This is a genomic window from Alistipes sp. AM16-43 (assembly GCF_003435745.1).
GTDB lineage: Bacteria > Bacteroidota > Bacteroidia > Bacteroidales > Rikenellaceae > Alistipes > Alistipes onderdonkii.
This window is the reverse complement of record NZ_QTUQ01000001.1, coordinates 279824-292674: the sequence shown is the minus strand read 5'-3', so window position 1 is coordinate 292674 and position 12851 is coordinate 279824. Positions and strand designations below refer to the sequence as shown.

Annotated in this window: 11 protein-coding genes; 4 read left to right on the top strand and 7 right to left on the bottom strand. The window is 59.8% G+C overall.

Annotated features, from left to right (window positions below):
* Positions 1–5: 5 nt before the first annotated feature.
* Positions 6–2234 (top strand): TonB-dependent receptor, encoded by a 2229-nt coding sequence (locus DW189_RS01200; protein WP_117506592.1) that lies wholly within the window; start codon positions 6–8, stop codon positions 2232–2234.
* 6 nt (positions 2235–2240) lie between these two features.
* On the top strand, positions 2241–2810 hold the full coding sequence (pnuC, locus tag DW189_RS01195) for a nicotinamide riboside transporter PnuC (RefSeq protein ID WP_117506591.1): 570 nt from the start codon (positions 2241–2243) through the stop codon (positions 2808–2810).
* Between the two features lie 88 nt (positions 2811–2898).
* On the opposite strand, the gene DW189_RS01190 is transcribed toward pnuC, so the two are convergent.
* Positions 2899–3531 (bottom strand): DUF1080 domain-containing protein, encoded by a 633-nt coding sequence (locus DW189_RS01190; protein ID WP_117506590.1) that lies wholly within the window; start codon positions 3529–3531, stop codon positions 2899–2901.
* Between the two features lie 58 nt (positions 3532–3589).
* Complete coding sequence (locus DW189_RS01185; protein WP_117506589.1) at positions 3590–3973, bottom strand: MmcQ/YjbR family DNA-binding protein; 384 nt, start codon at positions 3971–3973, stop codon at positions 3590–3592.
* An 86-nt stretch (positions 3974–4059) separates the two neighbouring features.
* Here DW189_RS01185 and DW189_RS01180 point away from each other — a divergent pair, with 86 nt between their 5' ends.
* A complete protein-coding gene (locus DW189_RS01180) occupies positions 4060–4635 on the top strand; it encodes a hypothetical protein (RefSeq protein WP_117506588.1) in 576 nt (191 codons plus the stop codon).
* Positions 4636–4726: 91 nt separating this feature from the next.
* Here the strand turns inward: DW189_RS01180 and DW189_RS01175 are convergent, their stop codons facing one another.
* Genes DW189_RS01175 through DW189_RS01155 form a run of 5 tightly spaced genes read right to left on the bottom strand, consistent with a single transcriptional unit; the run spans position 4727 to position 9965 of the window.
* Complete coding sequence (locus DW189_RS01175) at positions 4727–5719, bottom strand: diacylglycerol/lipid kinase family protein (protein WP_117506587.1); 993 nt, start codon at positions 5717–5719, stop codon at positions 4727–4729.
* 6 nt (positions 5720–5725) lie between these two features.
* The gene (locus DW189_RS01170) at positions 5726–7189 is read right to left on the bottom strand and encodes an aminoacyl-histidine dipeptidase (RefSeq protein WP_117506586.1); all 1464 of its coding nucleotides are present in this window, start codon (positions 7187–7189) and stop codon (positions 5726–5728) included.
* Positions 7190–7191: 2 nt separating this feature from the next.
* Positions 7192–8184, bottom strand: a complete 993-nt coding sequence (locus tag DW189_RS01165; protein WP_117506585.1) for a PhoH family protein — start codon at positions 8182–8184, stop codon at positions 7192–7194.
* A gap of 3 nt (positions 8185–8187) precedes the next feature.
* Entirely contained in the window at positions 8188–8784 is a 597-nt protein-coding gene (locus DW189_RS01160; protein WP_117506584.1) for a porin family protein, read from the bottom strand.
* Between the two features lie 11 nt (positions 8785–8795).
* The gene (locus DW189_RS01155) at positions 8796–9965 is read right to left on the bottom strand and encodes an MFS transporter (RefSeq protein WP_229107374.1); all 1170 of its coding nucleotides are present in this window, start codon (positions 9963–9965) and stop codon (positions 8796–8798) included.
* 215 nt (positions 9966–10180) lie between these two features.
* On the opposite strand from DW189_RS01155, the gene DW189_RS01150 reads away from it, so the two are divergent.
* Positions 10181–12238: a cation:proton antiporter gene (locus tag DW189_RS01150; protein ID WP_055211185.1), complete on the top strand. Its 2058-nt coding sequence runs from the start codon at positions 10181–10183 to the stop codon at positions 12236–12238.
* The last annotated feature ends 613 nt before the right edge of the window (positions 12239–12851 follow it).

Genomic DNA, 12851 nt, shown 5'->3' with positions numbered 1-12851 from the left:
TAAACATGAAAAGGTTTTTACTACCCATTGCGGCCGCCGTCATAGGCACCGCCGCACATGCCCAGGCCGTGGAGGCCGGGCAGGAAGACTCGCTGCGCATGTACCGGTTGCAGGAGATCGAAGTCACCGCCACACGCGCCGACGCGGCCACGCCCGTGGCCTACACGGACATCGCGCGCGACGAGATCGCCCGCAACAGCTTCGGATCCGACATCCCGTCGGTACTGGCGCTGACCCCCTCGATGGTCGCCACCAACGAAACCGGCATCGGCATCGGCGCCACCTCGGTACGGCTGCGCGGCACGGACGCCACGCGCCTGAACGTGACGATCAACGGCGTTTCGATGAACAACCCCGACTCGCACTCGATGTACTGGTACGACACGCCCGACCTGATCTCGTCGGTAGGGACGGTGCAGGTGCAGCGCGGCGCAGGCATCTCGACCAACGGCACGGGTGCCTTCGGCGGCGCGGTGAACATGACCACCGAGGCACTCCCGACCGATTTCAACGGCTCGGCATCGCTCTCCTACGGATCGTACAACACCAACAAGCAGGCCGTGCAGGTTTCGTCGGGCCTCATGGGCGGCCACTGGGCCGTGGATGCACGCCTGACCCATATCGGTTCGGACGGCTACATCGACCGCGGAGCCACGGATCTTAAATCCTACATGTTCCAGGGTGCCTATTACAACGGCAATACGATGCTGAAACTGGTATCGTTCGGCGGCAAGGCCAAGACCTACCTCACCTATAACGGCGTCACGAAGGAGGACATGAAGCGCTACGGACGCCGGTACCACGACAGCGGGCAGTACGTCACCTCGGACGGCCCCTTCGTACTGGCCGACGGCACGCACGTCGACTACTACGACGACCAGACGGACAACTACCTGCAAATCAACAACCAGCTGATCCTCAATCACCGCATCGATGACCGCTGGGTGATGAACGCCACGGCGTTCTACACGTACGGGTACGGTTATTACAAGCAGTACAAGGACGACGCATGGCTTGCGGGCTACACCAACCTGCAGAGCGACATCGAACAGGCCGACCTGATCCGCGAAAAGATCATGCGCAACCACCTGGGAGGCATCAACGCCTCGGCAGCCTATTCGGTACGCAACCTCGACCTCACGTTCGGCGGTTCGTGGAGCTATTACTCCTGTCCCCACTGGGGCACGCTGGACTGGGTGGACGGACTGAAGAAAAGCGACATCCGGGGACGCTGGTACGACAACGATGTCGACAAACAAGACGCCAACGTCTTCGTGCGCGCCAACTGGACAGTCGCCCGGGGGTTGCGCCTGTTCGCCGACATGCAATACCGCTATGTGCATTACCAGGCATGGGGCGTCAACGACAACTACAACTGGGACACCTCCGCGATGCAACCTATCGACGTAGATAAGAAATACCATTTCTTCAACCCGCGCGCGGGCATCCATTACACGCTCGCCGACCGCCACAACTTCTACGCATCGTTCGCCGTCGCACAGAAGGAGCCTACGCGCAGCGACTTCACCGACCGTTATATGTTCTCCGGCGACAACTCCTATCCTTCGTCCGAGAAACTCTACGACTATGAACTGGGCTACCGGTACGACGCGCCGAAATTCAGCGCGGGCGTGAACCTCTACTACATGAAATACAAGGATCAGCTGATCGCCACGGGCATGGTCAACGACGGCGACGACGCCCTGAACACGAACGTGGAGGACAGCTACCGCCGGGGCATCGAACTTTCGGCGCAGTGGAAAGCCACGGGCTGGTTCACGCTCAGCGGGCACGCCACGTTCAGCCAGAACAGGATCGAGGATTACGTCGACGCCCTCAAGGACAGCCCTACCTTCGGGCAGAACCTGGGCGACATGACCATCTCCTACTCGCCCGACGTAATCGCCGGGGTGCTCTTCGACTTCCACTGCAAGGGCTTCGAGGCCGTATTCCACACGCAGTATGTCGGCAAGCAGTATTTCACGAACAACGAAATCGACGCCCTGTCGCTCGACAGCTATTGCACGACCAACCTCAACCTGGGCTATACGCTCCGCACGAAAGCCGCCCGCAGCGTCCGCTTCGGGCTCATGGTCTACAACCTCTTCGATTCGGAGTACTGCGGCAATGGGTACGGCTATTCCTACATGGACGACGGCAAGCGTACGGACGTCGCACTCTACTTCCCGCAGGCCCCGCTGAACGTGCTGGCCAACGTGACGGTGAAATTCTGAGAACGGATGGACTGGAAACTCGTACTGCAAATCGCCGGGGTCGTGCTGGGGCTGCTCTACCTGTGGCTGGAATACCGGGCCGACATCCGCCTGTGGATCGTCGGGCTCATCATGCCGCTGGTGCACGGCGCCCTCTACTACAAGGCGGGGCTTTATGCCGACTGCTCGATGCAGGCCTACTACGTACTGGCCGGCCTTTACGGGTGGATCGTATGGCATAACGCACCGCGCAGGAAAGCAGCGGCCGACCAGATCGGGCATACGCCCCTGCGCCAGGCTGCGGGGCTGGTCGCCGTCTACGCCGCAGCGCATACGGGCATCTACTTCCTGCTCGTGGCATTCACCAATAGCACCGTGCCGTTCTGGGACGCGATGACCACGGCCGGAAGCATCGTGGCGATGTGGATGCTCTCGCGCAAGTACGTCGAGCAATGGCTCGTATGGCTGGCCGTAGACCTGGTAACGGTGGGGCTGTACCTCTACAAGGGCATCCCGCTGACGGCAGGCCTGTACGCCCTCTACTCGGCGCTGGCAGTCGCGGGCTACCTTCGCTGGAAAGCAAAAATGCGCGCATAGCAATCCGGCCTCAAAACGACGGAAGGCCGTCCCCTGCTGCGGGGACGGCCTTCGCTTTCCGAGTATCCGGGCCGCTGTGCCGGATGCCCTATTTCACATCGGTGAGGTAGACATTACGGAACTCCAGGGTGCCGCCTTCGCTCTGGAGCGCAATGTAGCCCGTGCGGTTCGTACCCGAACATTCGTTCTGCAATATGCCGTTGATATAGACGGTCATCCGGTCACCCTGGCAAACGATCTCGGCCTCGTTCCACTCGCCTGCAGGCTTCTCGCAATCGGCATCGCCGATACGCGCCTTTATAGGGAATTTGCCGACGGGTTCGATCCCGGCGGCCCTTGCACCCCCGAGCAACACCAGGTCGCCCGCACGCCCGGCCATGAGCTGGCATTCGATCCCTTGAGGCCAGACCTTGTCGCCCTCCTGCACGCGCTGGAAAATGCCGCTGTTCGTTGCTTCGCCGATCCAGCGCCACTCGGCGTGGAGCCTGTAATCGCCGTACTGCCGCGCGGTACGCATGTAGCCGAACGGCTGCCCCGCGATACGGATATTGCCGTCCCGGACGGTGAATACCTCCCCGGCAGGCACTTCGCCCAGGCTGTCGACGACGCATACCCAACCCGCAAGGTCTTTGCCATTGAAAAGTTCGGTTCGGGCATTTCCGTCGCACGAACCCAAAGCCAGCGCACAAACCAGCGCTGCGAAAAGAAATCGGATATTCATAGTTTATCGAGTTATTTGATCGGACAATCTCAGGGCCGGGCAGGATCCGGCACAGCGGCTATTCGGGCAGGCCGTGTTCCCCGACATAGGCCAGTATCTCCTCGCGCAGGGACTTGGGCGTAACGTTCTGCCGCAGCACGAGCAGGTAGGAATTGCGGATCTGCGTCCGGATAAAGGCATCGGGCAGGTCGCCCGTCGTGCGGATGTCGTTCCAGTGCTTTTTGCTCGAATGCCACGCAGGCGTGACGTCGGGATACTCCTCGCGCAGGGAAACCGCCTCGTCGGGATCGCACTTTACGGCGACCCGCCCGAAATTCTCCATATCGGCATAGGCATACATCTTCCCGCCGACCTTGTAGACCAGCGTAGTTTCGTCGAAGGGCGTACATTCCTCGGTCAGGGGCAGCGACAGGCAGTAGTCGCGAAAAGCCAGGACATCCATAGCAAACTGATTTTCGGGTAAAGATATGAAATTTTTGGCACACGGATTGCGTTCCTGCCATAAGTAAAACCAAAATCAAGGAAACGATGAAAAAAATTCTCCTCTGTGTATCCCTGCTCTCGATGTTCGCGGCAGGCTTCGTAGGCTGCTCGCAAAAGCGGGAGTGGAACCACGAACAACGCAAGGCCATGCGCGAAGCGCTGCGCAGCTACCGCCAGATGGTTTACCTCGACGACCTGACCGACGCCGAGTTCGTACTCTTCACCGACCAGGTGGCCGGGGAGCTGGAAGGCACCTATCCCGTCTACGCAACCTTCGTGGAGATGCCGGGCGTAACCGACACGGTCGACATGGTGGTCGTCACGACCATCGTGGACGAACTGAACGCCGACGCACGCAACATGCGGCATATCTTCCCCTACAACTACCTCGTAGCGCAGGGCGTGCTCCCCGCAGGCCTCGACCACGACCAGCAGAAGGCTTTTTACAACTGCTTCGCCGGGAAGGTGAACGCCACCTACAACACGATGTCGCAATTCTTCAATGCCATCCTGGCCGATACGACCGACATGTCGCAGCTGCGCCAGTTGCAGGGGCAGTGCGCCAACGACCTTTTCGAATGGGTGATTACCGAAGTCGACGTGATCGAGAGCGTCAACTGACGCATCGCACGACCAAACGCAACCGGGCGGGATTTTTCAAAAAATCCCGCCCGGTTATCTTTACCCCGCCACTCCGGCGGCGTAACAAGCGCTACACCTCCGGCACCGTGCACGAACACGACGTCTCGGGGCGTTTGTCGTAAAATTCCTTGGACACCACGATCCGGATCGCCTTGTGGAGGATCGAGAATTCGAGCGGCGTTTCGCCCAGCAGCTCCCCGTCCACCTCGACCGATATTTCGGGCGACGACTCGATGCGGATACGGCTGCCGCGCTCCTGGAGGATATGCCGGATACGGTAGATACCGCCGTTGAACAGGTAGTGGAACCGGAACAGCAGGTGCCAGAAATGCACCGGCCGGATGAGCGACACGTCGAGCATGCCGTCGTCGGCCACAGCCTCGGGAAGCTGCTGCATACCGCCGCCGTTGTACTTGCAGATACCGATGGCGATGCTCAGCAGCAGGTTATTGTAGACCAGCCGGTCATCGACCCACACCTTCATTCCGGTAGATTTATAACGGAAGAACTGCTTTACCAGACACCACGTGTAGATCCAGCGGTTCTTGCGTCCCTTCTTCTTGAGGTGCGAGAACTTGCGCACCACATGGGCGTCGAAGCCCGCACCCGCGACATTGGCCATGTAGCGGCTCTGACGGTAGTGCGACTCCTCGTAGGAGACCACGCCCACGTCCTGCAGGAACGAATACCCTTCGCTGATCGCCTTCACGGCGTCCTGGTAGCGGTTCGAAATGCCGAATGTGCGCACCCAGTCGTTGCCCGTACCGACGGCGACCACCGCAAGCAGCACCTCGTCGGGGCAGACCTTCTGCTGGATGAACAGGCCGTTGACCACCTCGTGCAGGGTGCCGTCGCCCCCGACGACGATGATATGCCGATACCCCTCATTGACGGCCGTCACGGTAAGTTCCGTGGCGTGGAACTTATGTTCGGTGAAGACCGGTTCGCAGAGTATCTGCGCATCGCGCAGGTAGCGCGATATCTGCGGGAAATGGTCAAGCCCGCGGCCGCCTCCGGCCACGGGATTGACGATGACGAACCATTTGACCTTTCCGGCTTCCAAAACACGCTACTTTTTGGGGATGTTGCGCAGCGTGTCGACCATGAACTCGTAGAACTTGCCGACCGATGCGATCTCCACCTTCTCGTCGGGCGAGTGCGGGTAGCAGATCGTGGGGCCGAACGAGATCATGTCCATCTTGGGGTATTTGCTGCCGATGATGCCGCACTCCAGCCCGGCGTGAATCGCCGTCACGGCGGGCTGCTTGCCGTAAAGGGCTTTGTACGAAGCGGTCATGGCCTTCAGGATCGGCGAATCCATGTCGGGGTTCCATCCGTCGTAGCTGCCCGAAAGCTGCACCTTGGCGCCGGCCAGTGAGAACACGGCGGCAATGGCCTCGCCCAGCGCGGCCTTTTCGGTGTTGACCGAACTGCGCAGCAGGCATTGCAATTTGACCGTCTTTCCGTCGGACACCACGCGTGCGAGGTTGCTCGAAGTCTGCACCAGCCCCGGCATGGCCATCGACATCTTCTGCACGCCGTCGGGGCAGCCGACCACTGCCTTCGTAAGTTTCTCAGCCACCTCGCGGGCAACCATCTCCGCAGGGGCTTCGCACTCCCTGATCTTGACCGACACGGCATCCTCGATGCCCGCGTATTCGGCCCTGACAACCTTCTCATACACCTTCAGCTCCTTGGCGAATGCCTCGTACTCTTTCGTTTTGACCATCACCACAGCCTCGGCCTCGCGAGGGATGGCATTACGCAGGCCACCGCCGTCCACCGAACACAGCAACACGTCGCACGACGCCGAAGCGGCGTTCAGGAAGCGGAACAGCACCTTGTTGGCATTGGCACGCTGGCATCCGATCTGGATGCCCGAGTGGCCGCCCTTGAGCCCCTTGACCGTGATCTTCGCAGCGGTATAATTCCGTGCGGGCGTCTTCTCCGCCGTATATTTGAAGGTGACGTTGGCATCGAGCCCGCCGGCACAGCCCACATACAGCTCGCCTTCGGTCTCCGAATCGAGGTTCAGCAGGATATCGCCGCGGAGCAGGCCCTTTTTCAGCCCGAAGGCACCGTCCATGCCGGTCTCCTCGGTTGCGGTAAACAAGGCCTCGAGGGGGCCGTGCACCAGTGTATCGTCCTCCAGCACGGCAAGGATCGCCGCGGCGCCGATGCCGTTGTCGGCCCCGAGCGTCGTGCCGTCGGCCGTGACCCACTCGCCGTCGACGTAGGCGTCGATGGGGTCTTTTGTGAAGTCGAACTTCTTATCGTTGTTCTTCTGGGGCACCATGTCGAGGTGCGCCTGCAGGATGACGCCCTTGCGGTCTTCCATCCCTTTCGAGGCGGGCTTGCGGACATAGACGTTGTGCGCAGCGTCCTCCTTGCATTCCAGTCCCCGGGACTTGGCGAAATCCATGACGTACTTGCGGATCTTCTCCTCGTGCGACGAGGGGCGCGGGATGCGGACGATCTGAGCAAAATGTTTCCAGACGAGCGCGGGCTTGAGCGCAGACAGGTTCTTGTCCATAACTATTCGGTTTTTAGGTTTGATTGTTCGGGTTCTCTCCGGGTATCCCCGGCATATTTGTCGAATGCGTCGACGATGTATTTGACCAGTTGGTGGCGCACGATGTCGCGTTTGTCGAACTCCACGATGCCGATCCCCCCGACACCGCGCAGGATCTCCATTGAGCGGGTCAGCCCGCTGTCGCTTTTCTTCGGCAGGTCGATCTGCGTCACGTCGCCCGTGACGATGAACCTGGCGTTGCGCCCCATGCGCGTGAGGAACATCTTGATCTGCGACAGGGTCGTATTCTGCGCCTCGTCGAGGATGACGAACGCATTGTCGAGCGTACGGCCGCGCATGTAGGCCAGCGGCGCGATCTGTACCGTCCCCTCTTCGAGGTATTTCGCCAGCTTGGCCGGCGGGATCATGTCGTTCAGCGCATCGTAGAGGGGTTGCAGGTAGGGGTCGAGCTTCTCCTTCAAGTCGCCCGGCAGGAACCCGAGCTTCTCGCCCGCCTCGACCGCCGGGCGCGTGAGGATGATACGCCGCACCTCCTTCTCCTTCAACGCGCGCACGGCCAGCGCGATGGCCGTATAGGTCTTGCCCGACCCGGCGGGGCCCACGGCGAACAACAGGTCGTTTTTGTCGTAAAGTTTCACCAGCTTTTGCTGGTTGACCGTACGCGCGCGAATGATATTGCCGTTGTTGCCGTAAACGATGACGTCCTTGTCAGCCGGGGCTTCCTGTCCGGCGATATCACCGGCGAAAGCCTGGCCGATGACTTCGGACGAGATATGCCCGTATTTGAGGTAATAGGCCACCAACCCCTCCATATGCCGGCCGAACCGTTGGGTTTCGGCCTCCGAGCCCAGCACTTTGAGCGACGAACCGCGCGCTACGATCCTGAGTTGGGGATGGAGCGCCTTGATCTGGTCGAGGTAGACATTCCGGGGGCCGTAGAGCTCCCGGGGGTCGACACCCTCGATGGCGATCTCTTTTCCGACAGCTTCGGTCATAGGCTAAAACAGGTAACCGACGCTCAGGGCGACGTTATACGAACGGAGCTTGTCGAGGCGGCTGCCGTCGGGCAGCACCACGTCCTCCTTGCCTTTGAACTGGCCGTTGTAGCGGAGGTCGATGAGCATGTGACCCAGCAATTTGACGCCCGCACCCACCGTATAGGACATCGTGGGACGTACGCGGCCAAAATCCAGCAGGTCGCCGCCCGACTTCTGTTTACAGTCGTTCATCACGGTGAACACCGGGCCCGCATAGAAACGGAACGGCCTGAGCAGGCGCAGCGACACGAGCACCGGGACGTCGATCGAATTCGACTTGAGGTTGATCTCCTTCGCCCCTTCGGGTTTGATGCGGAGCCCCTGGCGCACATACAGGATCTGCGGCTCGATGGCGAAGGCGCCCAGATTTACCGCCGTGACGATACCGGCCTGCCAGCCCAGTTTATTCTTGACATCGGTCTTCGACATGTTGGTCGTATAATCGGGGACGTTGATACCGCCGATCACCCCCCACTCGACCCGCGTGCGGGGGCGCTGCGCTAAGGCCGACCATACGCAGGCCCCCAACAGCAGGGTTATTACAATTTTACGAATCATTGAACAACTGTTTATTTGATTTTCAACTTGATACTTGCCCAGAGCATATAACCCACGCAGAGGGCGACGAACAGCATCCCCAGGTGGGGGTTCCCCGTCCAGCGGATGATCGCCCCGCATACGGGCCCCGAGACGGCCCCGGCGGCAATCGCCATAATCATCAGCCCCGCGACCCCGTTGGCCTGTTCGGGTACGGCTTTGGTCGCCACGGCATAGAAGGTGGCGAAGACGCAGGCCATGGCGAAGCCCATCAGCCCGACGGCCGCATAAATCGCAGCCTCGTTGCGTACGAAAAGCAGCACCACGCAGAGCACCAGCGCCCCGGCCATATTCCAGCTCAGGTATTTCACGTCCGAAAGGCGCACCAGCACCCAGGCTCCGACCAGCGTACCGACGATGCGGCAGGCATAGAAACCCGTAGTGGTGAGGATCGAATCGGGGTTGTCGATCAGCCGTACCGAGAGGAACCCGATCCCGACGTCCCCGGCGATGAAACACGCCACACCCAGCGTACACAACAGGACGGCCCTGTTCCTCAGCAGCCGGAAACAATCGGACATCCCCGCCGCATGCCCGCTGCGTTCGGGTTCGGCCACGGTGGTAAATTGCAGCCAGATGCCGCCCAGCACGGTGAGCCCTGCATAGATCGGCAACAGCAAGCGCCATGAACCCGTGAGCGCCACGAGCGCCGTGACGATGGGCGCCAGCAACAGCAGCGAGGTGTTGCGGAAAATCTGTCCCACGGTCAGGTAGCTCGTCATCCGCTCGCCCGGCACGATGGTCGCCAGCAGGGGGTTGACCGCCACCTGGAGCGCCGTATTGCCGATGCCGAGCAGCCCGAAGCCGGCGAAGTACCAGCCCAGTGCGCAGCCCTCGCCTGCGAGGAAGGGCACCAGCAAGCCGGCGATCGTGAAGGCATAGCCGATCATCGACATGGCCTTGCGGCCGATGCGGTTCATCAGTGCCGCCAAGGGGGTCGACAGGACGAGGAACCAAAGGAACACCATCGTGGGCAGGAAACTCACGGCCGCCTGCTGCGATGCGGGAAATTCGGTGGCGATACGCCCCGAGATCGGAGCCACGATATCGCAGAACCCCATGATAAAGAAGCCCATAAGCACGGGCCCGAGAACACGTTTATCTACTTTGTCGACACGCATCGGCGACGATTTTTTATCCATACGATTTTTCAAAGTTACGTTTTTTTGGCGAAACGCGAAACATCGACCCGTTTTTTTCACCCCTTACTGCAACTTGCACGCCCGAATCGGCACGGCACCGCCTCCCCGTACGCCACGGAATCCCTGCTGGATTTTTTTACGATACAAACGTCGCCGGCGACTTGCGTATTATCTGTTTTTTCTTATCTTTGTCCTCAGACTAAACAGATCCGACAATGTTAATGACCGCATTCCCCATAACGTTGCCGCTCGAAGACCCGATCCTGAAATTCCTGCTGATCCTGGTCATCATTCTGGCGGCACCGTTGTTACTGAACAAACTCAAAATCCCCTATTTGCTGGGGCTCATCATCGCAGGTGCGGTGATCGGCCCCCACGGCCTGAACCTGGTTCTGCGCGATAGCAGCATCATCCTCTCGGGAACGGCCGGCCTCCTGTACATCATGTTCCTGTCGGGGCTGGACATGGACATGTCCGATTTCAAGAAAAACAGCTGGCGCAGCCTCATCTTCGGGCTCTACACCTTCTGCGTGCCGCTCGGGCTCGGCATCCTGGCCGGGTATTACATCCTGGGCTTCCCGATTTACTCCTCGATCCTGCTGGCCGGGCTCTTCGCCTCGCAAACCCTCATCGCCTACCCCATCGTCAGCAAACTCGGCATCTCGCGCGACAAGGCCGTCACGATCGCGGTCGGCGGCACGGTCATCACCGACACGCTCGCCCTGCTGCTGCTCACGGTCATCGTCGGGATGGCCACGGGCAATGTCGACGAAACATTCTGGTGGAGGCTCAGCGCCTCGGTACTGCTCTCGATCGGCATCATCCTGTTCCTGTTCCCGCTGCTGGCGCACTGGTTCTTCAAACATTGCAGCGACAGCGTATCGCAGTATATCTTCGTGCTGGCGATGGTATTCCTGGGAGCCTACCTCGCCCACATGGCCGGGCTGGAGCCGATCATCGGCGCCTTCCTCTCGGGACTGGCCCTCAACCGCCAGATCCCCCGCACCTCGCCCCTGATGAACAGGATCGAATTCGTGGGAAACGCCATCTTCATCCCCTTCTTTCTGATCGGCGTGGGCATGCTCATCGACTACCGGGCGTTCTTCCGCGACTGGGAGAGCATCGAAGTGGCGCTGGTGATGATCGCCCTGATTACGCTCGCGAAATTCCTCGCGGCCTATTTCACGCAAAAGACCTTCCGGCTCTCGAACGACCAGCGTACGGTGATCTTCGGGCTGAGCAGCGCCCATGTGGCGGCGACGCTCGCGGCCGTCATGGTCGGCTACAACGTCATACTCGGGCACACGGCGGACGGCGAACCGATCCGCCTGCTGAGCGAAAGCGTCCTGAACGGCACGATCCTGATGATCCTCGCCACCTGCACCGTCTCGACCTTCGCCACGCAACGGGGGGCACACAACATCGCAATGCGCAATGCGCAGGACGACGACAAGGAGCCGCAGGAGGAAGACCATATCCTGATCCCGCTCGCCAACGAGCAGACCGCCTACGAACTGGTCTGCCTGAGCATGACGCTCAAAAAGGCCAAGGAGCGGAACGGGCTGTATGCGCTGAACGCCATCGACAACAAGGTCGAAGACCCCAACCTCGAAAAACAGGGGCGCAAACTGCTCGACATGGCGGCGCAGGCGGCGGCATCGGCCGACAACTACATGCAACAACTGCTCCGCTACGACGTGAACATCGCCAACGCCATCGTCAGCGTGGTCAAGGAGCGCAATATCTCCGACATCGTGATGGGTATGCACCACGACCGTACGCCCGGCGGGTCGGGCATCGGCAGGATGGCCGCCGACCTGCTGGGCTACAGCAACGTCACCACGTTCTTCTACCATCCCGAACAACCGCTCACCACCGTCAAGCGGCACCTGGTCATCGTACCCGAGAAAGCCGAGAAAGAGGCCGGGTTCCAGCTCTGGATGCAGAAATTACGCAACCTGGCCGAGAATTCGAGTGCCAGGATCGTCTTCTACGCCCCGGCCAGCACGATGCAATACCTGCGGCCTTCGCGCGGAAAACGCTCGTCGAAAGCCGAATACGTGGTTTCCGACTGCTGGGACGACCTGACAGCGCTGACCTATGAAACCAAACGCGACGATTGCCTGTGGGTGGTGATGAGCCGCCGCGACCGGCTCTCCTACCACCCCGCCATGAGCAAGGTGCCGGGGTATATGGAGCAGTTCTTCGCCGGGCACAGTTTCGTGCTGATCTATCCCGTACAGGCGGGCGATACGGACAACCGCTATCTGTAACGTACGCCCGGGCCACCGGTGCGGGGAGTTTCCCGTTTCCGGATTTTATACTACCTTTACGGGCGACGGACGCCCCCGGAAAAACCCGGACAGGTTTGGTTTTGCGTCCTCGTTGTATTATCTTTGCAGCGGATAAGAAACTTTTGCATATCTGCCTGAATGACAGCGTTGAGTAGAGAGAAAGAAAGTAGTTGGTAACGATTTAGCAACAATGCAACTGCGCTGAACCGCTGCGCTTGCATCTCGTCAAACAACTCTATGCAAATATAAATCAAAATCGGATATGGCAAAAGATATCCGTACATTATAATCCGTTCTCCAGTCTTTTCTCCAACAATGGCATAACCGTATAAAGGCTCTCCGCTTCTTGCGAAGCGGAGAGTTTTTCTTTTTCGGGGGGGGCTCCGCCCTTTATATTGCGAATAGCGCAGGCACTATTCTTACCGTCTCGAATCTGCCTAACAATTCGTTTACCTCCGGTTTTACTGTCTTCCCATCGTATTGTGGCGTCGTTACGTTGCAGGTGCAAAGATGTTTACGAGGTCTTCACGTACAAGGTCGCGTCTTGCGGTTTGGCGAAAAATCTTCCCTGCGCCTCGATGGGACTGCTGCT

What these genes read in the sequence shown, in the direction of transcription:
- DW189_RS01200 (WP_117506592.1), top strand. Translation starts at nt 6, where the DNA reads ATGAAAAGGTTTTTACTACCCATTGCGGCCGCCGTCATAGGCACCGCC.
- pnuC (WP_117506591.1), top strand. Translation starts at nt 2,241, where the DNA reads ATGGACTGGAAACTCGTACTGCAAATCGCCGGGGTCGTGCTGGGGCTG.
- DW189_RS01190 (WP_117506590.1), bottom strand. Translation starts at nt 3,531, where the DNA reads ATGAATATCCGATTTCTTTTCGCAGCGCTGGTTTGTGCGCTGGCTTTG.
- DW189_RS01185 (WP_117506589.1), bottom strand. Translation starts at nt 3,973, where the DNA reads ATGGATGTCCTGGCTTTTCGCGACTACTGCCTGTCGCTGCCCCTGACC.
- DW189_RS01180 (WP_117506588.1), top strand. Translation starts at nt 4,060, where the DNA reads ATGAAAAAAATTCTCCTCTGTGTATCCCTGCTCTCGATGTTCGCGGCA.
- DW189_RS01170 (WP_117506586.1), bottom strand. Translation starts at nt 7,189, where the DNA reads ATGGACAAGAACCTGTCTGCGCTCAAGCCCGCGCTCGTCTGGAAACAT.
- DW189_RS01165 (WP_117506585.1), bottom strand. Translation starts at nt 8,184, where the DNA reads ATGACCGAAGCTGTCGGAAAAGAGATCGCCATCGAGGGTGTCGACCCC.
- DW189_RS01160 (WP_117506584.1), bottom strand. Translation starts at nt 8,784, where the DNA reads ATGATTCGTAAAATTGTAATAACCCTGCTGTTGGGGGCCTGCGTATGG.
- DW189_RS01155 (WP_229107374.1), bottom strand. Translation starts at nt 9,965, where the DNA reads ATGGATAAAAAATCGTCGCCGATGCGTGTCGACAAAGTAGATAAACGT.
- DW189_RS01150 (WP_055211185.1), top strand. Translation starts at nt 10,181, where the DNA reads ATGTTAATGACCGCATTCCCCATAACGTTGCCGCTCGAAGACCCGATC.